At 72.1% G+C, this 23,450-nt stretch carries 17 protein-coding genes; 8 read left to right on the top strand and 9 right to left on the bottom strand.

Annotated features, from left to right (window positions below; genetic code table 11):
• Positions 1-184: 184 nt before the first annotated feature.
• Positions 185-1,174 (top strand): malate dehydrogenase, encoded by a 990-nt coding sequence (locus ACFQU3_RS03945; protein WP_385906808.1) that lies wholly within the window; start codon positions 185-187, stop codon positions 1,172-1,174.
• Positions 1,175-1,250: 76 nt separating this feature from the next.
• Here ACFQU3_RS03945 and ACFQU3_RS03940 read toward each other — a convergent pair whose 3' ends face one another.
• From ACFQU3_RS03940 to ACFQU3_RS03900, 9 genes are all read right to left on the bottom strand, one after another.
• A complete protein-coding gene (locus ACFQU3_RS03940; RefSeq protein WP_385906805.1) occupies positions 1,251-2,219 on the bottom strand; it encodes a glycosyltransferase in 969 nt (322 codons plus the stop codon).
• A 10-nt stretch (positions 2,220-2,229) separates the two neighbouring features.
• Complete coding sequence (locus ACFQU3_RS03935) at positions 2,230-2,550, bottom strand: DUF3017 domain-containing protein (protein WP_385906803.1); 321 nt, start codon at positions 2,548-2,550, stop codon at positions 2,230-2,232.
• Between the two features lie 9 nt (positions 2,551-2,559).
• Positions 2,560-3,444 carry a bifunctional methylenetetrahydrofolate dehydrogenase/methenyltetrahydrofolate cyclohydrolase gene (locus ACFQU3_RS03930; protein ID WP_385906800.1) on the bottom strand — a complete coding sequence of 295 codons (885 nt, stop codon included), beginning with the start codon at positions 3,442-3,444 and terminating at the stop codon, positions 2,560-2,562.
• A 45-nt stretch (positions 3,445-3,489) separates the two neighbouring features.
• Entirely contained in the window at positions 3,490-4,692 is a 1,203-nt protein-coding gene (locus ACFQU3_RS03925) for a glycosyltransferase family 4 protein (RefSeq protein WP_385906798.1), read from the bottom strand.
• A gap of 155 nt (positions 4,693-4,847) precedes the next feature.
• Positions 4,848-6,107 (bottom strand): NAD(P)/FAD-dependent oxidoreductase, encoded by a 1,260-nt coding sequence (locus ACFQU3_RS03920; protein ID WP_385906795.1) that lies wholly within the window; start codon positions 6,105-6,107, stop codon positions 4,848-4,850.
• Positions 6,108-6,148: 41 nt separating this feature from the next.
• A complete protein-coding gene (locus ACFQU3_RS03915) occupies positions 6,149-8,170 on the bottom strand; it encodes an ABC transporter ATP-binding protein (RefSeq protein WP_385906792.1) in 2,022 nt (673 codons plus the stop codon).
• Positions 8,167-10,062, bottom strand: a complete 1,896-nt coding sequence (locus ACFQU3_RS03910) for an ABC transporter transmembrane domain-containing protein (RefSeq protein WP_385906789.1) — start codon at positions 10,060-10,062, stop codon at positions 8,167-8,169. The genes ACFQU3_RS03915 and ACFQU3_RS03910 overlap by 4 nt, the downstream gene beginning before the upstream one ends.
• A gap of 71 nt (positions 10,063-10,133) precedes the next feature.
• Entirely contained in the window at positions 10,134-13,139 is a 3,006-nt protein-coding gene (locus ACFQU3_RS03905; RefSeq protein ID WP_385906786.1) for a DUF1116 domain-containing protein, read from the bottom strand.
• Positions 13,132-14,049, bottom strand: a complete 918-nt coding sequence (locus ACFQU3_RS03900; protein ID WP_385906783.1) for a DUF2877 domain-containing protein — start codon at positions 14,047-14,049, stop codon at positions 13,132-13,134. The genes ACFQU3_RS03905 and ACFQU3_RS03900 overlap by 8 nt, the downstream gene beginning before the upstream one ends.
• 100 nt (positions 14,050-14,149) lie before the next feature.
• On the opposite strand from ACFQU3_RS03900, the gene ACFQU3_RS03895 reads away from it, so the two are divergent.
• The 7 genes from ACFQU3_RS03895 to ACFQU3_RS03865 all read left to right on the top strand — a co-directional run bounded on the left by ACFQU3_RS03895 (position 14,150) and on the right by ACFQU3_RS03865 (position 23,449).
• The gene (locus tag ACFQU3_RS03895; protein ID WP_385906780.1) at positions 14,150-15,868 is read left to right on the top strand and encodes a helix-turn-helix domain-containing protein; all 1,719 of its coding nucleotides are present in this window, start codon (positions 14,150-14,152) and stop codon (positions 15,866-15,868) included.
• 275 nt (positions 15,869-16,143) lie between these two features.
• The gene (locus ACFQU3_RS03890) at positions 16,144-16,980 is read left to right on the top strand and encodes a hypothetical protein (RefSeq protein ID WP_385906777.1); all 837 of its coding nucleotides are present in this window, start codon (positions 16,144-16,146) and stop codon (positions 16,978-16,980) included.
• Between the two features lie 196 nt (positions 16,981-17,176).
• Positions 17,177-18,667, top strand: coding sequence for a uracil-xanthine permease family protein (locus ACFQU3_RS03885; protein WP_385906774.1), 1,491 nt, complete (start codon positions 17,177-17,179; stop codon positions 18,665-18,667).
• A gap of 156 nt (positions 18,668-18,823) precedes the next feature.
• A complete protein-coding gene (locus ACFQU3_RS03880) occupies positions 18,824-19,804 on the top strand; it encodes an FAD binding domain-containing protein (RefSeq protein WP_385906771.1) in 981 nt (326 codons plus the stop codon).
• A complete protein-coding gene (locus ACFQU3_RS03875; protein ID WP_385906768.1) occupies positions 19,801-20,355 on the top strand; it encodes a (2Fe-2S)-binding protein in 555 nt (184 codons plus the stop codon). The genes ACFQU3_RS03880 and ACFQU3_RS03875 overlap by 4 nt, the downstream gene beginning before the upstream one ends.
• Positions 20,352-22,784 (top strand): aerobic carbon-monoxide dehydrogenase large subunit, encoded by a 2,433-nt coding sequence (cutA, locus tag ACFQU3_RS03870; RefSeq protein ID WP_385906765.1) that lies wholly within the window; start codon positions 20,352-20,354, stop codon positions 22,782-22,784. The genes ACFQU3_RS03875 and cutA overlap by 4 nt, the downstream gene beginning before the upstream one ends.
• Positions 22,781-23,449 (top strand): carbon monoxide dehydrogenase subunit G, encoded by a 669-nt coding sequence (locus ACFQU3_RS03865; protein WP_385906762.1) that lies wholly within the window; start codon positions 22,781-22,783, stop codon positions 23,447-23,449. Before cutA ends, ACFQU3_RS03865 begins: the two co-directional genes overlap by 4 nt.
• Position 23,450 lies beyond the last annotated feature (1 nt).

Here is a 23,450-nt window from a genome sequence, read left to right as displayed (position 1 = left end):
ATCGAGTCCCCCTGCGCGACAGGGGTTCTGGCGTCCGGCTCGCGGTCATCGGGCGTGATCGTCGTCACCCAGCCGGACGAGGCGTGCGGGATCCGCGATGCGAGCACGGGCACCCCCCGGCCCTGCACACACGCACTGATAGCGTCGGAGCGTCCAGCGCCACACCGATGTGAAGGGCCATCCCGTGAGCACTACACCCGTCAAGGTCGCCGTCACCGGCGCCGCCGGCCAGATCGGCTACAGCCTCCTGTTCCGCATCGCGAGCGGCGCGCTGCTCGGGCCCGACACCCCCGTGGAGCTGCGCCTCCTCGAGATCACCCCCGCGCTCAAGTCGCTCGAGGGCGTCGTCATGGAGCTCGACGACTGTGCCTTCCCGACACTCGCCAAGGTCGAGATCGGTGACGACGCGACGAAGGTGTTCGACGGCGTCAACCACGCACTGCTCGTCGGCGCCCGCCCCCGCGGCCCGGGCATGGAGCGCGGCGACCTCCTCGAGGCCAACGGCGGCATCTTCGCCCCGCAGGGCAAGGCGCTCAACGCAGTCGCCGCCGACGACATCCATGTCACCGTGACCGGCAACCCGGCCAACACCAACGCCCTCATCGCGATGAGCAACGCCCCCGACATCCCGACCGAGCGCTTCTCGGCGCTCACGCGGCTCGACCACAACCGCGCGATCAGCCAGCTCGCCGCCAAGCTCGGCGTGCCGGTCACCGAGGTCCGCAGGATGACGATCTGGGGCAACCACTCCGCGACGCAGTACCCCGACCTGTTCCACGCCGAGGTCGGTGGCCGCAACGCCGCCGAGGCCGTCGGCGACCAGGAGTGGCTCGCGAACACCTTCATCCCGACCGTCGCCAAGCGCGGCGCCGCCATCATCGAGGCGCGGGGCGCGAGCTCGGCCGCGTCGGCCGCGTCGGCGACCATCGACCACGCGCGCACGTGGGTGCAGGGCACGCCCGACGGCGACTGGGTCTCGATGGCCGTGCGTTCCGACGGCTCCTACGGCGTCGAGGAGGGCCTCATCAGCTCCTTCCCCGTCACGGTCAAGGACGGCGCCTGGAGCATCGTGCAGGGTCTCGAGATCGACGAGTTCTCGCGGGGCAGGATCGACGCGTCCGTCAAGGAGCTCGCCGAGGAGCGCGACGCCGTCAAGGGTCTCGGCCTGATCTGACGGCCTCAGCCTGACGTCGAGGGCGCCGGTCACCGCGTGGTGGTCGGCGCCCTTGCCCACGGGCGGCCCGGTCCGGTCAGCGACGCCGGCCGAGACGTTCGGCACGGGCCTTGAGGGCCTCGGTGAGGTTGGGTGTGCTGCTGCGCGGCCGGACGTGCGTGCCCCGCACGCGCCAGAACTTCGCCTCGGCCCACTTCGTCACCTCGCCCGGGTGCCGCCACCAGAGGCGCACCAGGCGTAAGCGGTGGGTGAGCTTCTCGCGGAGCAGCCGGACCGCGGGCACGTCGCGGGTGTAGACGAGCTCGAGGTCGAACCGTTCGTTGACGACCCGCGGCGACACGCGCGCGCCGACCGTCATGTTGAGCAGGTTGGTGCCGTGGATGACCTGCACCCACATGGGTGGCGCGCTCACCTCGCGCAGCGGCCCCCACTCACGGGCGCGGGCGTGCCTGGCCATGTACACCGTGCGCGGCGGAGTGCCCGGGCGCCGCCTCTCCACGAGGGTGAGGAACGGGCTCGAGAGCTGGTCGTAGAGGTACGTCCCGCCGCTGCGGTCGATCTGCACGCCGCGCGGGAAGTCGACGAAGAGCCCGTCGGTCGGCGTGAACTCCTGCTGCACCGCGGCCATGAAGTCCCGGGCGATGCCGTCGTCGCTGTCGAGGCGGGTCGTGAGCAGCCAGGGCGCCGGGGCGCCGCCGCGCGACCTGAGGTCGTCGACGGCCCGGCCGAAGATCGCGGGCGACCAGGGCTCGTGCGACCAGACCGGCGTGAAGGTGCCCTCGGCGAGCGCCTCGACGTCCGCGCGGAAGTCGTCCGGGCAGCGGTCGTCGAACAGGACGAGCCAGGTGAAGTCGGCGCCACGCTGGGCGCGCACCGACGACCAGCAGGCGTCGACGAAGAAGCCGAGGCGGTAGCGCAGCCAGTCCTCCTGGGCGGGGACCGCCGCCGAGAACGCCGCGCTGAAGCGGGTCAGCAGGACGTGGTCGAAGTGGGCGCCGTCCAACGCCGCACCGCCTTCGCGCGCTCCGCTCGACCCGGTCGGCACGGCCGTCAGCTCACCGGTCGGCGCTGCCGACCGCCGGGCGGTCGGCCACGTCGGCGCGCACGTTGACCGTCGCCGATGCGATGAGCACCCCGAGCCCGAGGGTCAGCAGGATGAGGACGTCGAGGGCCCGGGAGCGCACGTTGAGGCCACCCGCCTTGCGGGAGGGGCGGGCGACGAGCCTGATCACGGCGCCGATGAAGAAGGCCGCCGCGACGATGCGCCCGCCCCAGCGGACGTCGAGGAAGGCGATGACGAGCACCCCGACGGCCGCCATGCCGGCGACGAGGTACCACCAGCTGAGGACGACGAAGCCGCTACCTCGCCACTGCATCGAGGCTGCTCAGGAACCGGTCGCAGCCGCGGAGGCGACGGACTCGGCAGATTCGGCGGCAGACTCGGCGGCTTGGACGATGTTGGTCAGCAGCAGGGCGCGCGTCATCGGACCGACGCCGCCGGGGTTGGGGCTGACCCAGCCGGCGACCTCGGCGACGTCGGGTGCGACGTCGCCGGCGATCCGGCCGTCGAGGCGGCTGACGCCGACGTCGAGCACGGCGGCGCCGGGCTTGACCATGTCCTTGGTGACGATGCCGGGGACTCCGGCGGCGGCGATGACGATGTCGGCCTGGCGCACCTCGGCCGCGAGGTCCTTCGTGCCGGTGTGGCAGAGCGTGACCGTGGCGTTCTCGCTCTTGCGCGTGAGGATCAGCCCGAGAGGCCGCCCCACCGTCAGGCCGCGGCCGACGACGACCACCTTGGCGCCGGCGATCGGCACGTCGTGGCGACGCAGCAGCTCGATGCAGCCCATCGGCGTGCAGGGCAGCGGCGCGCGCTTGCCGAGGACGAGCCAGCCGAGGTTCGTCGGGTGCAGACCGTCGACGTCCTTGGCGGGGTCGACGCGCGAGAGCAGCGCCATCTCGTCGAGGCCGGTCGGCTGCTGCACGAGGAACCCGGTGCAGGCGGGGTCGGCGTTGAGCTCGTCGATGACGGCCTCGACCTCGGCCTGGGTCGCCGTGGCGGGCAGGTCGCGTCGCAGGCTCGTGATGCCGATCTCGGCGCAGTCCTTGTGCTTGGCGTTGACGTACCAGTGGCTGCCGGGGTCGTCACCGACGAGCACGGTACCGAGCCCCGGGACGACGCCCTGCTCGCGCAGCCGTGCGACCCGCTGGGTCAGCTCGACCTTGATCGCCTTGAGAGTGCTCTTGCCGTCGAGGATCTGTGCCGTCACGGGGAACATCCTGCCACCCCCGGCCCGGTGGCCCGTGCCACGGCCTCAGTCCGCCACGAGACCCATGAGGCGCTGGACGTTGCCCTCCCAGGTCAGGGACTCCGCACGGTTCCGCAGGGCCTGCCCACGGCGGAGGCGCTCGTCCGGCTGTGTCACGAGCGTGTGGAGCGCATCGGCGAGCCGCTCCGTGTCGTGCGGGTCGACGTAGACGCCGTCGGGCCCGAGGTACTCCGGTATGCCGCCGCTGCGGGCCGACACGACCGGCAGCCCCGAGGCCATCGCCTCGGTGACGACCTGTCCCGCGGGCTCCTGCCACTCGACGGGCATGCAGAAGATGTCGGCCGCTCCGTAGACCTCGGGCAGAGCACGCCGGTCGACGAACGGCGTGAACTCGACGAGGTCGCCGAGCGGCGCGGCCGCACGGCGCAGCTCGCGTTCGTAGTCGGAGAGCCCATCGGCCGGTCGCAGGCCCGCCGACCCGACGATGCGCACCCGGAACGCTTGAGTTCGCCGAGCGAGCGCGTGCGCCGCCGCGACCAGGTTGTGGGCGCCCTTGTGGGGCACGACGTTTCCGACGAAGAGGATTGTCGGCGGGCCCTCTGTCGCGCGGGCGGCAGGACGGAACGTCTCTGAGTCGACTCCGTTGCGCAGGACGTGCAGGTTGTCGGGCCGGAACCCGATGCGGTCGACGATGGAGCGGGCGAGGTACTCGCTGACCGTGACGGTGACGTGCGTGCGCGCGATGACCCGCCGGATCTCGGCGGGGCGCCACGACCGGAACACCTCGTTGCCGAGGTGCAGGACGACCTTGCCGCCGAAGCGGCGGTTCAGCCGACCGGTGAGGGCCCCGGCGTAGTTGTAGACGACGAGCGCCTGGGCGTCGGGCGGCACGGCGTCGAGCGCGTCACGGTGGAAGCGGGCGATGAGGGGGCGACGGCCGAACGCCAGGCCGCAGGCAGCGTCGACGCGCCGTTCGAGATCGGTGAACCACTCGCGCCTCGTCGACCTCGACGACGCGTACCGGACGAGAGTGCCCTCGTCGTAGTCGTGCTCACGCCGGTCGCTGACGACGACGTACGTCCGCCCGCCGAGTGCCTCATGCGCACGGGCCTGCGCGTTGATCTTCGTCGACATGGCGTTACCGGTGCCGTGGGAGTACTCGGAGAAGACGTACGTCACCTGTGCGATGGGACTGACGAAGGGCGCCGTGACGGCCCGACGGTCACCCGTCTGTCGTGCAGCCTCCATCGTCCTCACTCCTGTGCCGTGACCCCGAGATGTGTGGCTCTGCCACGGACAGAGCGTAGGAGACAACCCGGCGCCGCGAGACGAAAAGGGACATGACGGCATTCGGCGTCGTGGTACGCGTCTGGTTCGGGTGGCGCGATCGCCGGACGCCCCTGTCAAGCGAGGTCGGAGAGCGCCACGTCGGGGTCGGAGAGCCGGGCGCGGTCGACCACCGTGCGGTCGCGCACCAGTCGCTGGACGTCGTCGATGGTGTCCCAGACGTTGACGTGCATCCCGGCCAGGACGCGGACGCCGTTGCCGTCGGGCACGACCCAGAACGCCATGAACTCGTTGCCGGACGGGTCTCCGCGCAGCACCACCTCGGCATTGCTGCCGCGGGGCACGTAGCCCGCGTACTCGAGTCCGATGTCGTACTGGTCGGAGAAGAAGAACGGGATGGGGTCGTAGGTGACGTCCTGCCCCGCCATCGACCGGCCCGCGGCCAGCCCACCGTCGTTGGCGTTGGCCCAGTGCTCGACGCGGACGTTCGTGTCCAGGGTGGTGCTGCGCCAGTTCGCGACGTCGCCGGCAGCCCAGACCCCGTCCGCTGACGTGCGCAGGGCCGGGTCGGTGACGATGCCGTTGTCGGTGGTGATCCCGGCGCCCTCGGCGAGCCCGGTGTTCGGCGTGATGCCGACGCCGACGACCACCGCGTCGGCCGCGAGGGTGTCGCCCGACGTGGTGACGACGCCGGTCACCGACGAGTCACCCTCGATGCGCTCGACACCGTCGCCGAAGCGGAACTCCACGCCGTGAGAGCGGTGCAGGTCGGCGAACCAGCCACCGACCTGCTCACCCATGACGCCGAGCAGCGGCGCGGCCTGCGGCTCGATGATGGTCACCGCGCTGCCGGCCTCGCGTGCGGCGGCTGCGACCTCGAGGCCGATCCAGCCCGCGCCGACGATGACGATGCGGGCGCCGTCGGTAAGCCGCTGCTTGAGGGCCTCGGACTCCTGCATCTGACGCAGGTAGAGCACCCCGTCGAGATCGGCGCCGGGCACCTGGAGGGTCCGGGGCGACGACCCGGTCGCGAGGAGCAGCCGGTCGTAGGCGATGACGTCGCCGTCGCCGACGGTCAGCTCGCGCTTCGCGGCGTCCAGCGATGTCGCCGGGCTGCCGAGGCGCAGGTGGACGCCCTGCTCGGAGTACCAGTCGCGGTCGTGCGTGAACACGGTGTCCATCGGTTCCTCACCCTTGAGCACGGCCTTCGACAGCGGGGGCCGCTCGTAGGGCAACCGGTCCTCCTCGGCCACGACGACGACCGCGCCGTCGCGGTCGCTCTCACGGATGCCTTCGATCGCCTTCGCCACGGCGAGCCCGCCCCCGACGAGGAGGTATGCCGTGCGCTGCTGCTGTGCGGACGTGTCAGTGCTCATGTGCCCACCTTCACATGAGGTCGGGGGCCCGTCGAGCCCGGTCAGGAGGTCCAGGCCCGCCAGAGGGAGGCGTACTCGCCGTCGCGCTCCACGAGCTCGTCGTGGCTGCCGAGCTCGGCGACCCGGCCGTCGATGACGACCGCGATGCGGTCGGCGTCGTGGGCCGTGTGCAGCCGGTGCGCGATCGCGATGACCGTGCGGCCGGTGAGCAGCGCGTTCATCGAGCCCTCGAGGTGACGTGCCGTGCGTGGGTCGATGAGCGAGGTCGCCTCGTCGAGCACGATGGTGTGCGGGTCGGCGAGGATGAGACGGGCGAGGGCGATCTGCTGCGCACGCCCCGGAGTCAGCGCCTGCTGGCCCGAGCCGAGCCTGGTGTCGAGGCCGTCGGGCAGCCGCTCCACCCAGTCCAGGGCGTCGACCGCCCGCAGCGCCTCGCGCACCTGCTCGTCGGTGGACCCCTCGCGGGCAAGCACGACGTTGTCGCGCACCGAGCCGATGAAGACGTGGTGCTCCTGCGTCACGAGGGCCACCTCGGTGCGCAGCTGGTCGAGCGGCAGCGACGTCAGCTCGACGCCGCCGACCGTGACGGACCCGGTGCGCGGACCGTGGATGCCGGACAGGAGCCGGCCGAGGGTCGACTTGCCGGAGCCACTGGGGCCGACGATCGCGAGCCGCTCACCGGTGTTGAGGCTCAGGTCGATGCCGTGCAGCACGTCGTGGTCGGCCCGGTAGGCGTAGCGCAGGTCGCTGCCGGCGAGCTCGCGCCCGGACGGCTGGGCGTCACCGGCCACGCGGTCGGCCGGGACCGTCGCGATGCCCAGCAGGCGCGTCGTCGACGCGATGCCGACCTGCACGCGGTCGACCGTGTGGACGAGCATCTCGAACGGTCCCCACAGTGCCTCCGTGTAGAGGATCGCCGTCGTGATCTGCCCGAGCGTCGCCCAGCCCTGGGCGTACCCGACGGCGCCGAGGAGCAGGACGAGCACGCGAGGCAGGCTGAACGCGACGTCCATGACGGCGAAGAGCAGGTTGCGCAGCGTCATGGTGTAGCGCTCGGCCTGGCCCGACACCTCGATGTCGTCGTCGCCACGTCGCAGCCGGTGGCCGCTGAGCCCGAGCGCCTCGACGGTGCGCGCGCCCTCGACGGTCTCGGTGAGCGTCGTGTTGATGCGGGAGTACGTGCCGCCCTCGGTGAGGTAGCCCTTCGGCGCGCGGTCGAGGTAGCGGCGCACCTGAATCAGCGCCAGCGACATGAGCACGATCGACGGGAGTGCGAGCAGCGGCGAGTTGCTCACCATCGCCACGAGCGTGAGCACCACGGTGATGCTCGCGATGATGGACTCGGGCAGGGCCCAGCGCACGCTCTCGCTCATGGTGCCGACGTCGCGCGTGACCCTCGTGACGAGGTCGCCGGAGCTCGCGCTCTCGACCCGGGAGAGGGGCAGCCGCAGGATCGCCCGCACGACGTACTCGCGGGCGCTGGCCAGGACACTCTGGCCGAGCACGGCCGAGGAGGTCTTCGCCGCGAGGGTGAAGACGCTCTGCAGCACGACGAGGCCCGCGACGACGAACGCTGCGGCGTTGGCGCCGGCGAGCGCCGCCTCGACCCGCCCCGCCTGCACGTCGGTGACCGTCGAGTCCACCAGCTCACCGAGGAGGCGGGGGACGAGCAGCCCGGCCGTCGCGGCCAGCGCGTTGGCCAGGACGACGGCCAGGACGAGGCGGCGTTCACGCGAGAGCAGCCCGCCGATGAAGCGCACCACCCGGCGGGTGTCGGCGATGGGCAGGCCGGTGCGGGCGTTCATCGTGTCGGCGACGAACTCCTGGGCGCGCCGCTCACGCAGCAGGTGCCGGCGGTGGAGTGCCGTCAGGCGCTCTCGCACCGACGCCGACCCGGGCAGTCGCAGCTCCTCCGGCACGGCCGGCACGTGCGTCGCGACGTCCCACGTGCGCGCGGACTCGGCGGCGAGCTCGGGCGGCAGCAGCGACGTGCGCGGGCGGACGGCGACACCGTCGACGTCGATCGCACCGGGTGTCGTGACCGAGCTGTCGGCGCGGCTCATCGGGACTCCTCCGAGACATGGGCAAGGACGGACGTGTCACCCTCGCCGCGCACCACGACGGCGCGGTAGGCGGGCGAGTCGGCGAGCAGGTCGGCGTGGCGTCCTCGTGCGGTGGCCGTGCTGTTCTCGAGCAGGATGATCTCGTCGGCGTGGTGCAGCATCAGGGGCGACGCGGTCATGACGACCGTCGTGCGGCCGGCCCGGTGCTGCCCGAGGCGGGCGGCGATGAGGGCCTCGGTGTGGGCGTCGACCGCGGACGTGGGCTCGACGAGCACGAGGACGTCCGGGTCGGCGGCGAGCGCGCGCATGAGGACGAGGCGCTGGCGCTGGCCACCGGAGAGCCCACGGCCGCGTTCCTCCAGCTCGCCCTGCCAGCCCCCCGGCAGCGCGTCGAAGACGTCGTCGGCGGCCGCGGTGTGAAGGGCGCGCTCGGCCTCCTCGAGGGTGAGCCGTTCGAGCGGGTCGACGGCGGAGCGCAGGGTGCCGGCGAAGACCTGGGGCGAGGTGTCGCTGACGAGGATGTGACGGCGTACCTCGTCGAGCTCGACCCGCGAGAGGTCGACACCGCCGACCGTGACGCCCCACGGCTGGCGGGCGCGCTCCTCGTCGCGGAGGGCCTGCTCCTCACGCGCGCGTGCACGGGCGGAGCGCTCGCGGCGCGCAGCGCGGCCCTTGAGCTCCTCGGAGATCTCGTCGCTGACGAGGGCACCCTCGTCGCTCGGCAGGTAACGGCCGAGCCGGTCGGCGAGCGCCGCAGAGTCGTCCGGCACGGCCGAGACGACCATCGTGAGTATGCCGGGGCGGATGGTCGCGCCCGACTCGCCGTCGACGATGAGCCCGTCTCTCGACAGCGCGGCGGGCTCGTCGGGGTGCACCCACGGCGGCCGTTGGCCCAGGACGGCGACCGCCTTGCGGGCCGACACGACGGACCGGGTCCACTTCTGGGCGAACTCGACGAAGGTGCGCATCGGCTGGATCAGGAAGAGGCCGTAGCCGAGGAAGCTGACGAGCTGGCCGACGGTGAGGCGGCCCTGGGCGACCTCGCGCGTGCCGAGCCACATGAGCCCTACGACGAAGGCGCCCGAGAGGAGGACACCGACCGACTCGACCGCGGCCTGCCAGCGACCCGCGGCAACCCCGGACTGCCGCACGCGCTGGGACTGGTCGGCGTAGTTGCCCCCGAAGGTCGCCTCGCCGCCGATGCCGCGCAGGATCCGCAGCCCACCGACGATGTCGGTCGCCATCGACGTCAGCTCGGAGTTGCGGGAACGCTCGACACCCTGCCAACGCTGCATCGGCCGCAGGAGGGGCGTGCCGAGCAGCACGAGGAGCGGCGCCGCGACGAGCACGAGCACACCCATGCGCACCGAGGTGCTGAGGACGATGCCGGCCACGACGAGGTAGGCGGCGAGCTGCGAGACGGCGCGCGTCGTGATCTCCATGAGCGCGCCGAACTGGTCGCCGTCGCTGCCCGAGACCGAGAGGACCTCGCCGGTGGGCGTGCGCCGCGTCAGCACGTGGCCGAGCTGGAGTGCCTTGCGTGTCACGAGCTTCGTCGTGCCGTAGAGCGCGATGAGCCACTCGCGGACGATGACGGTGTGGTACGCGATGCCGCTGCAGGCGCCGAAGACCGTCACGGCGGCGAGGCCGAGCACCCAGCGGGTCGTCGCCGCGGAGTCGCCGGCCACGATGCCGGTGTCGATCGCCCGGCCGACCATCCACGGCCCGACGGTCTGCGGGACCATCCAGATCAGCGCCGCGAGCAGGCCCGCCAAGAAGAGGCCGCCGTTCTGCCGGACCATCCACCACAGGAGGGCTCGCGGGGTACGCGTGTCGGGCACCTCGGCGTCGCGGTCGGTGTAGGAACGGATGTGGGGCGGGAAGTCTCGCATGGCCTAACCACCCTAGGTCGGGCCACCGACACCGACCCACCGATTTTCTCCCCCGGCGAAAGCGCCTGGTGTCAGTGGCCGACCGCTTCCGCGAGCGCGGCGAGCGCCTGGGTGAAGCACTGCTCGGGCGGCGTGACGAGCCCGGCGCCGACCTGGCCGGTCCCGGCGACGCGTCCGGCCATGCCCGTGTTGATCTGCGGCAGGATCCCGGTGCGCGCGACGGCGACGACGTCGATGCCCGTCGGCGTCCCGCGGAACTCGAGGATCGGCACCTGGTAGGCGGTGTGCTCCCCCACCGTGATCTCGTACATCGTCTGGGTGGCTCGCAGCGCGAACGGCACGTCGCCGCCGACGAAGCGCACGATCGCCGGCGCGGCCGCCATGGCGAAGCCGCCGATGCCAGCCGTCTCGGTGATCGCCGAGTCGCCGATGTCGGGGTTGGCGTCGTCGGGGCCGTAGGAGCCGAGGAAGAGCCCCTCGGGCGTGTTGGCCGGACCCGTGAACCAGGCATCGCCCGTGCCCGAGACGCGGATGCCGAAGTCGGTGCCGTTGCGGGCCATGGTCGTGACGACGGACGAACCCGGGATGCCATGCGCGGCAAGGGTGCTCAGCTTGCAGGCCGGCATCCCGAGGTTGAGGAAGAAGTGCTCGTTGGCGCCCGAGAAACGCACCGCCTCGGCGATGTCGCTCGAGCTCGCGTCGGCCGTGATCATCGTCGGCAGCAGCTCGCGGAGAAGCATGAGGGAGCCGGCGCGGTTGCGGTTGTGGCCCTCGTCGCCCATCTGGAGCATCTGCGCGATGATCGCCTTGACGTCGATGCCACCCTCGCGGTCGACGCGCACGCGCACGGCCTGCTGGAGGATCGGGCCGAGCACGGTGTTCATCCAGTGCAGCCGGTCGATGACCTCGGGCCCGTAGGCGCCGTAGCGCAGCACCTTGCCGAGGCCCTCGTTGAGCGAGCACCACGACGTGTTGTCGTGCACCTCGTCGCGCAGCTCGTAGAGCCACATCGACGGGCTGATGACGCCGGCCATCGGGCCCACGGCGTCGCGGTGGTGGCAGGGCTCGAGGGTGATGCCGTCACCCTTCTCGAGCTTCGCCTCGGCCTCCTCGGCGGTGGTGGCGAGGCCCTCTAAGAGCATCGCGCCGACGAGGGCCCCGCGGAGCGGTCCGGACGCCCGGTCGAAGGTGATCGGGGGGCCGGCGTGCAGGAATGTGCCCCGCTCGAGACCGAGCGCCTCACTGGCCGGACGGACGTCGACGAGGTCGGCGCCGGCCGCGAGCATCCGCCGCAGCGCCTCGGCGTTCGCCGCGTCACGACGCGGGTCTGCGATCACCCGGCTGAGACCGAGTGCCGTGCCGGAGAGCGGCGGCTGCCACGCGGCCTCGATGACCGAGACCGCTTGGGCACGAAGGGCATCCGCGAACAGCGAGACCCCCACGGCCGCCACCGTGATGTCACGGCTGAGCAGTCCGCCGAGCAGCTCGGCACTGTCCGTCGCGCGCAGGCCACCCGGCGCGTATGCCGTGTCGTGCGTCGCGTGCTCGGCTTCCGCCACGTCGTGGCCGAGCAGGCGAAGGGCGCGACGGGTCGCTTCTGCGTTCGACAGGAGCACCTCCGCGCCCGCGGAGACGAGCAGGTCAGCACTGCGAGCCATTCCCTGCGGATCGCCCTGCGTGGCAGTGAGAGACACGACGACCGGCAGTGCGCGGCCGGCCGCGGCAGCCACCTCCCGGGCCGAGCGGATCGCGTCGGCGAGCTCGGGCGCCGGGTCCGCGTGCGCGCCGTGGCCGAGGACGAGGTCGAGGAGCAGCACGCCGCACGTCGGGTCGGCGGCCTCGGTCGCGATCCGCTCGAGACGCAGCGTCGGGTCGATCATCGGGTGCGCGCGGCCCTGCGTCAGCGCGTCGTCGCCGAAGTCGATGACGACGTGGCCGGTGTCGCGCAGGTCCGGCCCCAGAGACAGGTCGGGACGCAGCGGGATGTTGGACCGGATGTCGCCGAGCACCGCGCCCGCGACGAGCATGGCCTCGTCGGCAAGCGTGCCGCCACAGAAGAGCCCACGCAGCGAGTGTCCTTGCGGCACAGCATTCGTCGTGCCGGTATCGAGGGTCGGTGCACCGTCGGTGTCCGGACGCCACGACGGCCATCGCTCGGGCACGCTGTGACCGCTGGCGACGACCACAGCCTCGACCGCGGCGGTGAGGTCGGGACGACCCGCCCCGAGCGTGGCCCAGTGGACCGGCTTGCCGAGCCCGGCGGCATACGCCTGGAGGTCGGCCAGCACCTCGGCGGCTGGGGGCTTCGACACGACGACGACGGACTCTGTCGCGGGGTCGGCAGCGAGCGCGGCCAGCGCCTGCCTCGTCGAGCGCGCGGCGACGGCAGACGACAGGTCGCGCCCGCCGACGCCGAGGCAGTGGCTGATCCCCACGCCCGCCGCGTCGAGCAGGCACATCACCTGCTGGGCGCCGGTGCCCGAGGCTGCGACGATGCCGACTGGTCCGGGGCGCACGACGTTGGCGAAGCCGAGCGCGACGCCACCGACGACTGCCGTGCCGCAGTCGGGGCCCATGACGAGCACGCCCGCCTCGGCGGCGGCGTCCTTGAGCGCCACCTCGTCCTCGACCGGCACGTTGTCGGAGAAGACCATGACGGAGACGCCGGCGCGGATCGCGTCGAGGGCCTCCGTGACGGCGTGCTCGCCGGGCACCGAGACGAGAGCGAGGTCGGCACCGGAGAGACGAAGGGCGCCCCCCAGCGTCCGCGGCGGCGGCGCCTCACCGAGACCGCCGGAGGTGCTTGCGGCGGAACGGTTCTGGGCCAGTGCCGCCTCGAGAGCCGACTGCCCCGCGGCGATGCCGTCGTCCTCGCCGCGGATCGCGATGACGAGGTCGTTGGGCGCGGCCTGCGGGACGTCGAAGCCCATGCCGCGGATGACGTCGAGGTTGAGCTCGGTGGCCATGGCGACCTGGGCCGCGTCCACACCGGGCGCCGCCGCAACGGTGCGCGACACCTGCATGAGCGTCACGGAGTCGAGGTAGGCACCGGTTCTCAGCTCGACGTGGTCAGCCACGAGGGGCTCCTTCCTGGGCGGGGTCGAGGGCGTCGACGGCGCGGAGCGCGCCCGCGACACCGGACAGCAGGTCACGGCCGGACGTGTGCCCGATCGCGAGGACGCGGGCGACGAGCTCGGTCATGCCGCGCGACGGGTCGAGCGACGGGCTCGTCGGCCGGATCTGCCGGTCTTGCGGGCGTTCAGGGCCGTCGGTCCGGTCGGTCGACCCGGCCACGCAGCGGGTGACGAGGCGCACGACGTCCGGGACGGCATACCCCTCGCCGGCGGCCACGAGGAGCGCGGCGGACAGGCTCGTCGTCCACGGCAGCACGGTCCGGACGGCGGTGCGGACCGCCGACCTGGCGCGGCGGGAGCGGGGGGTGTCGACGGCGGCGAGCGTCAGCAGCACGCCGCACAGGACGTCGTCGCCGCTCGGGGTCAGCCCACGGCCGACGCCGATGAGGCCGCGCACGCCGGGCTCGACGGTGCGGTCGGCGAGCGCGGCCGACGTGAGGTCGCGGGCCAGGTCGCCGAGGACCCCTGCATCGGGCAGTCCGGCCTCGGGCAGCCCGTGCGGGGAGCCGGCGCCACGCGTCGTCGGGCGCACCCGAGCAGGCCGCTGGAGCCGCGCGGCGACGACCTCGGCGCGTGGGAGGCGTACGCGCCCCTCCCCCACGACGACGTGCGCGCCGGGGTCGACGCCCCACGACAGCTGCGCGGACGGCCTGGCGACGACGAGCCCGATGGGAAGGGCTACCGCGTCCGAAGCGAGGACCGCGAGCACCCGCTCGTGGGCGCCGAGGTCGAGGTAGAGGCACGTCGGGAACGCCGCCAGCACGCGGCACCTCCGCGGCGCACCGGCGACCTCCGCGGCGACGAGCGGGGACACGGCGGCCGGCAGCAGCGTCAGGTCGAGCCCGTCGTCCATGCGCCCCTCCGGCCGTGTCCAGGGTGTCCAAGGTTGTCCTCGGCGGTCCGCCGACAGGGACCGCTGCCGCGACGCTATCGACGCTGGGTATGGTGCGCTCATGGTGAAAGTTGCCAACGATCCGGGCGTCGTCGAGGGTGAGTTGCCAGCGGTGAGCCGCTACGGCGCTGCCGAGCCGGACGTGTCCGGCATCTCGCTGCGCCTCATCGCAGGTCTCGCGGCGACGGCCCACGGGTCCGTCCACGCGACCCCGCACCGCCTCGACGTCAGCGTCGACAGCACGGCGCCGCTGCGGTCCGCGCTCCGCGACGCCGGTGCCGCGGTCCCGCTGAGGCACCGGCTCGTCCTCGCCGACGCCGCCGCACTGGCGGAGCACGGCGGCCGGCTCGGCGAGATCGTCACCGCCCTCGACCGGTCCGGCGCCGCGGGCCTCGTCGTCTCCGGTCTCTCCGACCGCGCAGCCGGCGACGCCCGCCGCGTCGCCGACGCCACCGGGCTGCCGCTCATCGACGTGCCGCTCGACCACATCGCCACGTTCACGACCGAGGTGCTGAGCGCGATCCTCGAGCACCAGACGGCGATCCTGCGCCGTCTCGAGGACGCCGACCGCGCCCTCGTGCAGATCGTCCTCGCGGGCGGCTCGCTCGACGACCTGTGCGAGCAGGTCGTCGGCTTCCTCGACGGCGCCGCCATGGTCACGACCACCGACGGCCGCGTCATCGCCCGTGCCGGGTCCGAGCGCGAGCTCGAGCACGCCGAGTCGCTCGGGTGCTTCGACCGCTCCGGGCGGCTGCTGACCGAGGCCGAGCCGATGGGTCCGCGCCCCGACGGGCCGACCGCCGACCGCGCCGCGGTGCGGATCGTCGCGGGGCACCTCGACCACGGCGTCCTCATCGCGTTCTGCAGCCACCGGCGGCTCACGGTCGACGACGTGCGCCTGCTCGAGCGGGCCGCGACGGTCGCCGCCCTCGCCATCACGAAGGACCAGGCGGTCTCGGCGGTCGAGAGCAAGTACCGCGCCGAGTTCCTGCGCGACGCCCTCGCCGGACGCGCGGGCTCCCCCGTCGACGCCGTCGCACACGCGAGCTCCCTCGGCTGGGACATCGACCGCCCGATGGTCGTCGTCGTGGCCGAGACCGACGAGGACGACGACCGCACCACGCGCGACGCCGAGGAGGTGCGCTTCCTGCAGCAGCGGTTCGCACGGGCGTGGACGCACGCCGTCGCCGTCCGCGACCCCCGGTCTCCCGTCATGGGGTTCAGCCGTGAGGTGGTCGCCCTCATCGGCGTGCCGGCCGATGCCGACACCGACCACGTCATGCGCATCGTCGGCGACTACGTCCGCGTCGTCCGCGGCGACGGCGGTGGTGGTCGACGCAGCTTCTCCGCCGGCGTCTCGCGGCCGATCTCGTCCGTCGCGGCGTTGCCCCAGGCCTACGACGAGGCGCTGTCGGCCGTCACGGTCGGCCGCCAGATGCACGGCGACGGCGCCCTCACGCACGTCGACGGGCTCGGCATCTACCGCCTCCTCGCGCTCATCCCCGACGGGGCCGACCTGCGCCGGTTCGTCCACGAGTCACTGCGCGAGCTCGCCACCGACGACTCCCCGGAGTACGCCGGCCTGCGAGAGACGCTCGGGGTGCTGCTCGACACGAACCTCAACGTCGCCGAGACCGCGCGCCTCCTCTTCTTCCACTACAACACGCTGCGGTACCGCATCGGCAAGCTCGAGAAGATCCTCGGGCCCTTCACGACCGACCCCGACCTGCGCCTCACCCTGGCCCTCGCCCTCAAGATCCACCAGATGCGCGGCATCTGACCGCCGCCGACCGCCGCCCTGCCGTACGCCGCCCTCCCGCCTGTGGAAGATCGGACCCCCTCCCGAGGCGGTGACCTTCCACGGAGTCGCTCCCTGCGGAGGGACGGCGCGGGCGTAACCCCGGTTGGCCGACGATCGGCCGGTGGATGCGCTGCTCAGGGCCAGGGCCGCAGGACAGTCCGGCCTGCTCAGCAGGGCCCAGGCACTCTCAGGAGGCCTGAGCCCCAAAGCCGTCGAGTGGCGACTGGCCACAGGCCAAAGGCCGGTGGTGTGTCGTGCACCCCGGGATCTACCAGACGATGCCCGGCCGCGAGGGCTGGGAGACGCTCGCCGTGGCTGCCCTGCTGCACGCCGGACGCGGCGCCGCCCTCTGCGACAGGAGCGCCGGCCACGTGTGGGGGCTCGTCCGCCACGCACCCGACCCGATTGGCGTCGTCGTGCCGGCCGAACGACGGGTCCGTGACGTACCTGGAGTCGTTGTCACCCGCAGTCGCCGAGCGGCGGAGCGGGTGGATCCCCTGGCGTGGCCCCACCGTACGACGGTGGAGCACACGGTTCTCGACCTGGCCTCACCTCGACCAGCAGACGCCGCCATCGCTCTCGCCGCCAAGGCCGTCGGCCTCGACCTCACGACGCCCCAGCGCCTGCGAGCGGCCCTCGACCAGCGACCCAGGCAACCGGACCGGGCTTTGCTGCTCCAGGTGCTGACCGACGTTGCCGACGGATGTGAGAGCAGGGCCGAGCGACGTTTCGTGCATGACGTCGAACAAGCACATGGCCTCCCGTGTGGCCGTCACCAGTCCCCTGTCGGGCGCGCGGGGCGGCGCGACGTCGAGTATGAGTGGGGCGTGGTCGTGGAGGTGAACGGGCGACTCGGACACGCGTCATGGACCGACGTGCAACGTGACGGCCGCCGCGACCGGGCGACCACCGTCTCCGGGCGCGTCACGCTCCGCTGCTTCTGGACCGACCTCGTGCCGACCGCGTGTGCACTCGCTGCCGAGGTGGCCCAGGTGCTGCGCGTTCGTGGGTGGCTCGGGCGTCCGCGTACGTGCGGGCCGAGCTGCACCATCGACCCGCAATCGCCCTTGTGGAACATCGCACCCCGCTGAGGGGGTGCCAACCTCCACGCGGCGACCCAAGAACCGTCGGTACGGGGTGACGGCATACGTCATGACATGCCATAGGGCAGCCCTCGGCGTGTATCAACGTTTGACGAACGCAGTCCCCACCGGTGGGAGTAGTTTTCGCCCATCCCGGAGTGGGACGTGAACCACATCACCAGATGTGGCAACCATAGGAGTCGGAATGGCTTTGGGCTGGAAACTGCACGGGGACGGCAAGACCATGGGCCCCGACGACGTCGTCGCACCCGACGAACGACTGTCGTGGGGCAAGACGATCGGTCTCGGCGCCCAGCACGTGGTGGCGATGTTCGGGGCGACGTTCGTCTTCCCCCTGATCATGGGTCTCAACCCGCAGCTCGCGATCATGATGAGCGGCATCGCGACGATCTGCTTCCTGCTGATCGTGAACGGCAAGGTTCCGAGCTATCTCGGCACGTCGGCGAGCTTCGTCGGGGCCGTGGCGGCGATCCGGGCCCAGGGCGGCACCTCCCAGGAGGTCACCGGGGCCATCCTCGTCGCGGGCGTCGTGCTCGCGCTCGTCGGCGTGGCGATCCACTTCCTCGGTTCGTCCGTGCTGCACAAGGTGCTGCCACCGGTCGTCACCGGCGCGGTCGTCATGCTCATCGGGTTCAACCTCGCGCCGGTCGTCGCGAACATCTACTGGCCGCAGGACCAGTGGGTGGCGCTGCTCGTCATGGCCTTCACGATCATCTGCGCGGTCGCCTTCAAGGGCTTCATCTCCCGCATCGCGGTCTTCCTCGCGCTCATCTTCGGCTATGTCGTCTCGTGGCTCTTCGACAAGGTCTTCGGGCAGATCACCTCGTTCGACGCCGGCGCCGGCAAGGTGACGACGCACTTCCGCACGAACTTCGACAACCTCGCGAGCCAGCCCTGGTTCGGCCTGCCGCCGTCGACCACGACCGGAGCCGACGGCAAGGAGATCGTCGGCATCCACGCGCCGTCCTTCACCATCGCGGCGATCCTGCTCGTCCTCCCGGCCGTCATCGCCCTCATCGCGGAGAACACCGGCCACGTGAAGGCCGTCGCCGAGATGACGAAGGCAGACCTCGACCCCTACATGGGTCGCGCGATCGCCGCCGACGGAGTGGGCACCGCGCTGGCGTCCTCGGTCGGTGGGTCGCCGACGACGACGTACGCCGAGAACATCGGCGTCATGGCGGCGACGCGCGTCTACTCGACGGCCGCCTACTACGTCGCCGCGGCCGTCGCGATCGTCTTCGGCCTGTCACCGAAGTTCGGGGCGCTCGTCGCGTCGGTCCCCGGCGGAGTTCTCGGCGGCATCACGGTCGTGCTCTACGGCATGATCGGCCTGCTCGGCGCGAAGATCTGGAAGGAGAACGGGGTCGACTTCGGCAACCCGATCAACCTCGTCCCGGTCGCGGCAGGCATCGTCATCGGCATCGGCAACGTGTCGCTCGTGTTCACCTCCGACTTCTCGCTCGGCGGCATCGCGCTCGGGACGATCGTCGCCGTCGTCGCCTTCCACGCGGCCTGCGCCATCGCACCGGCCGACCTTCGCAACCGCGCCGACGGGGTGGTGGGAGGCACGATGATCTCGCTCGGCGAGAAGGAGGGCGACTACGGCGATGCGGACGGCGTCGACGACCTCTACCAGGACCGACCGGGCGGTCCGGACCGACGCCGGCCCTGAGCCCCGGTGACCAGCTACGCGTGACCTCGACGCCGTGGGCCCCCGATCTCGCATCGGGGGCCCACGGTCGTTCGGGCAGAAGTTGCCAAAAGCCCGTGGTCAGCGATGCACAACCATCACTAGTGCCACGCCGCATCGGAAGGCAGGATCAGTTCGGTGAAGCCCGCACCCTTCGTGCACCACGCACCCGTGAGCGTCGAGGAGGCCGTCTCGGTCCTCGACGAGGTCGGCCATGACGGCAAGGTCCTCGCGGGCGGCCAGAGCCTCATCCCGATCCTCAACATGCGCCTCGCCTCGCCGGGTCACCTCGTCGACATCAACCGGGTGACGGGGCTGGACTCCATCGAGGTGAGCTCGGGGGCCGTGCGCGTGGGCGCCCTCGTGCGCCACGCCGCGCTCGAGCGGTCCGAGGAGGCGTATGCCGCCCTCCCCCTCCTGCGCCAGGCGCTCGTCAACGTCGCCCACCCGGCGATCCGCAACCGCGGCACGACCGTCGGCTCGATCGCGCACGCCGACGCGGCCGGCGAGATGCCGGCGATCCTCGCCCTGACGAACGGCGTGGTCGAGGTCGCCGGCCCGGCCGGGCCGCGCGAGGTGCGGTGGTCGGACTTCTTCCTGGGCGCACTCGAGACCTCCCTCGCCGCCGAGGAGCTCGCGGTCGCGGTCCGGTTCGGGCGGTTCGTCGCGGGCACCGGCTCGGCGTTCGTCGAGGCCGCACGCCGGCACGGCGACTACGCCATGGCGGGGGTCGGTGTGGCGGTGACGGTGACCGACGGTGTCGTGTCCGGGGCCCGCGCGTCGTTCGTCTCGGTGACCGACGTCCCGACCGTGCTCGACCTCGGCGAGGCCCTCGGCGGTGTCGAGCCGGGCACCGGCGCGTGGACGGTGGCCGTCGACGTCGCCGCCGACGCGGTGAGCGGGCACGTCGACCCCGAGGGCGACATCCACGCGAGCGCCGACTACCGCCGGATGCTGGTCACCGAGCTGACCCGCAGGGTCCTCCCCCAAGCCGCCGCTCGCGCCGGTGCACCACTGAGTTCGAGACCGAACGACTCGTTCGGTGCCGAACGCGCCGGTGCACCACTGAGTTCGAGACCGAACGACTCGTTCGGTGGGCAGGAGGGGCAGGGGCGATGAACGAACGCGTCGACATGGTCGGACAGGCAGAGGCGCTGCACGCCGTCACCGTCACGGTCAACGGCGTCCGCCGCACCGCGAGCGTGCCTGCCCGCCGGCTGCTCTCCGACTTCCTGCGCCACGACCTCGAGCTGACCGGCACGCACGTCGGCTGTGAGCACGGAGTCTGCGGCGCCTGCACGGTCCTCGTCGACGGGGCGCCGATGCGCTCCTGCCTCATGTTCGCCGTGACGGCCCAGGACCACGAGATCACGACCGTCGAGGGCCTCGGCTCGGCGCCCGACGCCAGGGTTGCCCCGACCGGGGAGTCGATGAACCCCGTCCAGCAGGCCTTCGCCGAGTGCCATGGCCTCCAGTGCGGCTTCTGCACGCCGGGTTTCCTGACGACGGTCACCGCCTACCTCGAGGACAACCCATCACCGACGAGCGAGCAGGCGCGAGAAGCGATCTCGGGCAACTTGTGCCGGTGCACCGGCTACCAGAACATCGTCAAGAGCGTGCTGCGCGCAGCCGAGATCAAGAGCGAGCGCGCAGCCGAGGAGCGGTCATGACGACGCAGATGTTCGGCGCGCGGATCAAGCGCAAGGAGGACCCGCGCCTCGTCACGGGCGGCGGCCGCTACCTCGACGACCTCGGCCATGACGCGCTCGCGGCGGCGTTCGTGCGCAGCCCGCACGCCCACGCCCGCATCATCGACGTCGACGCGTCCGACGCGGTCGACGTGGAGGGCGTCGTCGGCATCTACGTCCACGACGACCTCCCGGGCCGCGTGGGCGAGCCGCTGCCCCTGCTCATCCCGCACCCCACGCTGACGCACGGCCGCACCGGCTACGCCCTCGCGCGCGACGAGGTCAACCACGTGGGCGAGCCGGTCGTCATGGTCGTGGCCACCGACCGCTACGTCGCCGAGGACGCCTGCCAGCGCATCCGGGTCACCTACGAGCAGCTGCCCGTCGTCGTCGGCATCGAGGCGGCCCGCGACGGCGAGCTCCTCGTCCACGACGACGTGCCGGGCAACGTCGCCGCTCACATGCTCCAGGAGGTCGGCGACGTCGACGCGGCGATGGCCGCGGCGCCCCGCACGCTGACGCTCGAGCTCGACATCGAACGCAGCGCCTGCACGCCGATGGAGGGCAAAGGCGTGTACGCGCGGTGGGACCTCGAGCGCGGCGAGCTGCGGATGTACTCCTCGACGCAGACCTCGACGGGCGTGCGCGCGGCCGTCGCCGCCAAGCTCGACCTTCCCCTCGCCAAGGTCGAGTGCATCGCTCCCGACGTCGGCGGCGGCTTCGGCGTCAAGATCATGCACCCATGGCCCGAGGAGGTGCTCGTCCCGTGGGCGGCACGCCTGCTCAGCCGCCCGGTCAAGTGGGTCGAGGACCGGCGTGAGCACTTCATCGGTTCGGCGCACGAGCGCGGCCAGCTGCAGACGGTCACGGTCGGCTTCGACGACGAGGGCCGCGTGCTCGCCCTCGACGTGAGGTTCTGGCACGACAACGGCGCCTACACGCCCTACGGGATCATCGTCCCGATCATCACCTCGACCCAGCTCCTCGGGCCCTACAAGCCGGGCGCGTACCGCTGTGAGTTCTGGTCGCTCTACACCAACACCGTTCTCGTCACGCCCTATCGGGGTGCCGGGCGTCCACAGGGCTGCTTCGCGATGGAGCGCACCATGGACGCCATCGCCGACGAGCTCGGCCTCGACCGCGCCGAGGTGCGGTCGCGCAACTTCATCCTCCCGAGCGAGATGCCCTACGACCACGGCCTGCTCTTCCAGGACGGGCGGCCGCTCAAGTACGACTCGGGCGACTTCCCCGCGAGCCTCGCCAAGCTCAAGTCCCTCGTCGGCTGGGACGACTTCGCCGACTACCGCGCGAAGGCGGAGGCCGAGGGCCGCAAGGTCGGGCTCGGGATCGGCTGCTACGTCGAAGGAACCGGTGTCGGCCCCTACGAGGGTGGCCACATCCAGATCGAGACGAGCGGCCGGGTCAACGTCGCCACCGGCCTGACGTCGCAGGGCCAGGGCCACGAGACGGTGTTCGCGCAGATCGTCGCCGACGAGCTCGGCGTGCGCCTCGAGGACGTCTACGTGACGACGGGCGACACGCGCAAGATGGCGTATGCCGTCGGGACCTTCGCGTCGCGCGCCGCGGTCATGAGCGGCAGCGCCATCGCCCTCGCGGCGCGCAACGTCCGCGCCAAGGCGCTGCGCATCGCGGCCGACGCCCTCGAGGTGTCGCCCGAGGACCTCGAGATCGTCGAGGGCACCGTGCGCGTCAAGGGCGCTCCAGCGACGTCGATGGGCCTCGGCACGGTCTCGGTGCTGTCCAACCCGCTCCGCTACGCGTTCGACGACGCCGCCAAGGCCGCAACGCAGTTCGCCGGCACGTTCGACCCCGACAAGCCCCCGGTGGCAGAGGACGAGGAGCCTGGGCTCGAGGGCAGGGACTTCTACTCCCCCACCCAGGCGACCTTCGCCAACGGCATGCACGCGGCGATCGTCGAGACCGACCCGGTCACGGCCGAGATCCGGATCCTGCGCTACTGCGTCATCCACGACTGCGGCACGATGATCAACCCGATGATCGTCGAGGGCCAGGTGCACGGCGGTGTCGCGCAGGGCGTGGGCGGCGCGCTCTACGAGCGGATGGTGTACGACGAGTCGGGCCAGCTGCTCAACGCGTCGTTCATGGACTTCCTCATGCCGTACGCATCCGAGGTGCCGACGATCGAGGCCGACCACCTCGAGACCCCGTCGCCGCTGAACCCCTTGGGCATCAAGGGTGCCGGCGAGGCCGGCTGCATCCCGGTGTCGGCCGTCATCGCGTCGGCGATCGAGGACGCCGAGGGCTTCCCCATCACCCGGATGCCGATCTCGCCGAACGACCTGTGGGACCTGCGCCGTCGTCACGCCGCCGGCGAGATCCCGCCGCTGCATCGCCTCTCACGCCCGTCCTCGAAGGAGCCGACCGCATGAAGATCACCGGATCCGCCACCCTGGCGGCCGAACCGCAGCAGATCTGGGACGCCTTCCACGACCCGGCCGTGCTCGCGCGGTGCCTCCCCGGCTGCGAGCGGCTCACCGAGCTCGGCCCGGACCACTACGCGATGACCGTCACCGCCGGCGTCGCGGCGATCAAGGGCACCTACGACGGCGAGGTGTCCCTGCGCAACCCGCACCACCCCGACTCGTTCACGATGAAGGCGTCCGGCGCGGGGGCGCCCGGCACCGTCGACGCGGACGTCGTCGTGCGTCTGGCTCCGTCGTCCACCGGCGGCACCGACCTCACCTATGACGCCGACGCGGCGGTCGGCGGCGTCATCGGGGGCGTCGGCCAGCGGATGCTCGCCGGCGTGACGAAGAAGATGGCGGGGCAGTTCTTCTCGGCCGTCGACGCCGATATCGCGGGCGCGCGGCCTGAAGCCGCGGCCGCGAGCGCGTCCGCGGGTGTCCCCTCGCCGGTAGCACCCGGCATACGGGCTGCGTCGACCGGACAACCCACCGGCGCAGGCACCGTGTATGCCGGCCGGCCGGCAGCCGCGGCCGGGTCCCGCGTTCGCGACTACGCCTTCGGGGTCGTCACCGGTGGCGTGGTCGCGATCGTGGGCGTGCTCGTCGGCTGGGCGATCGGGAGGCGCTGAC

Origin of the sequence: Terrabacter sp. GCM10028922 (assembly GCF_042666095.1) — a bacterium.
In the GTDB taxonomy this organism is placed as follows: domain Bacteria; phylum Actinomycetota; class Actinomycetes; order Actinomycetales; family Dermatophilaceae; genus Terrabacter.
Note: the sequence above shows the minus strand (reverse complement) of the source record. Positions and strands in the feature narration are given on the sequence as shown.

What these genes read in the sequence shown, in the direction of transcription:
- ACFQU3_RS03935 (WP_385906803.1), bottom strand. Translation starts at nt 2,550, where the DNA reads ATGCAGTGGCGAGGTAGCGGCTTCGTCGTCCTCAGCTGGTGGTACCTC.
- ACFQU3_RS03925 (WP_385906798.1), bottom strand. Translation starts at nt 4,692, where the DNA reads ATGGAGGCTGCACGACAGACGGGTGACCGTCGGGCCGTCACGGCGCCC.
- ACFQU3_RS03920 (WP_385906795.1), bottom strand. Translation starts at nt 6,107, where the DNA reads ATGAGCACTGACACGTCCGCACAGCAGCAGCGCACGGCATACCTCCTC.
- ACFQU3_RS03915 (WP_385906792.1), bottom strand. Translation starts at nt 8,170, where the DNA reads ATGAGCCGCGCCGACAGCTCGGTCACGACACCCGGTGCGATCGACGTC.
- ACFQU3_RS03910 (WP_385906789.1), bottom strand. Translation starts at nt 10,062, where the DNA reads ATGCGAGACTTCCCGCCCCACATCCGTTCCTACACCGACCGCGACGCC.
- ACFQU3_RS03900 (WP_385906783.1), bottom strand. Translation starts at nt 14,049, where the DNA reads ATGGACGACGGGCTCGACCTGACGCTGCTGCCGGCCGCCGTGTCCCCG.
- ACFQU3_RS03895 (WP_385906780.1), top strand. Translation starts at nt 14,150, where the DNA reads ATGGTGAAAGTTGCCAACGATCCGGGCGTCGTCGAGGGTGAGTTGCCA.
- ACFQU3_RS03885 (WP_385906774.1), top strand. Translation starts at nt 17,177, where the DNA reads ATGGCTTTGGGCTGGAAACTGCACGGGGACGGCAAGACCATGGGCCCC.
- ACFQU3_RS03875 (WP_385906768.1), top strand. Translation starts at nt 19,801, where the DNA reads ATGAACGAACGCGTCGACATGGTCGGACAGGCAGAGGCGCTGCACGCC.
- cutA (WP_385906765.1), top strand. Translation starts at nt 20,352, where the DNA reads ATGACGACGCAGATGTTCGGCGCGCGGATCAAGCGCAAGGAGGACCCG.
- ACFQU3_RS03865 (WP_385906762.1), top strand. Translation starts at nt 22,781, where the DNA reads ATGAAGATCACCGGATCCGCCACCCTGGCGGCCGAACCGCAGCAGATC.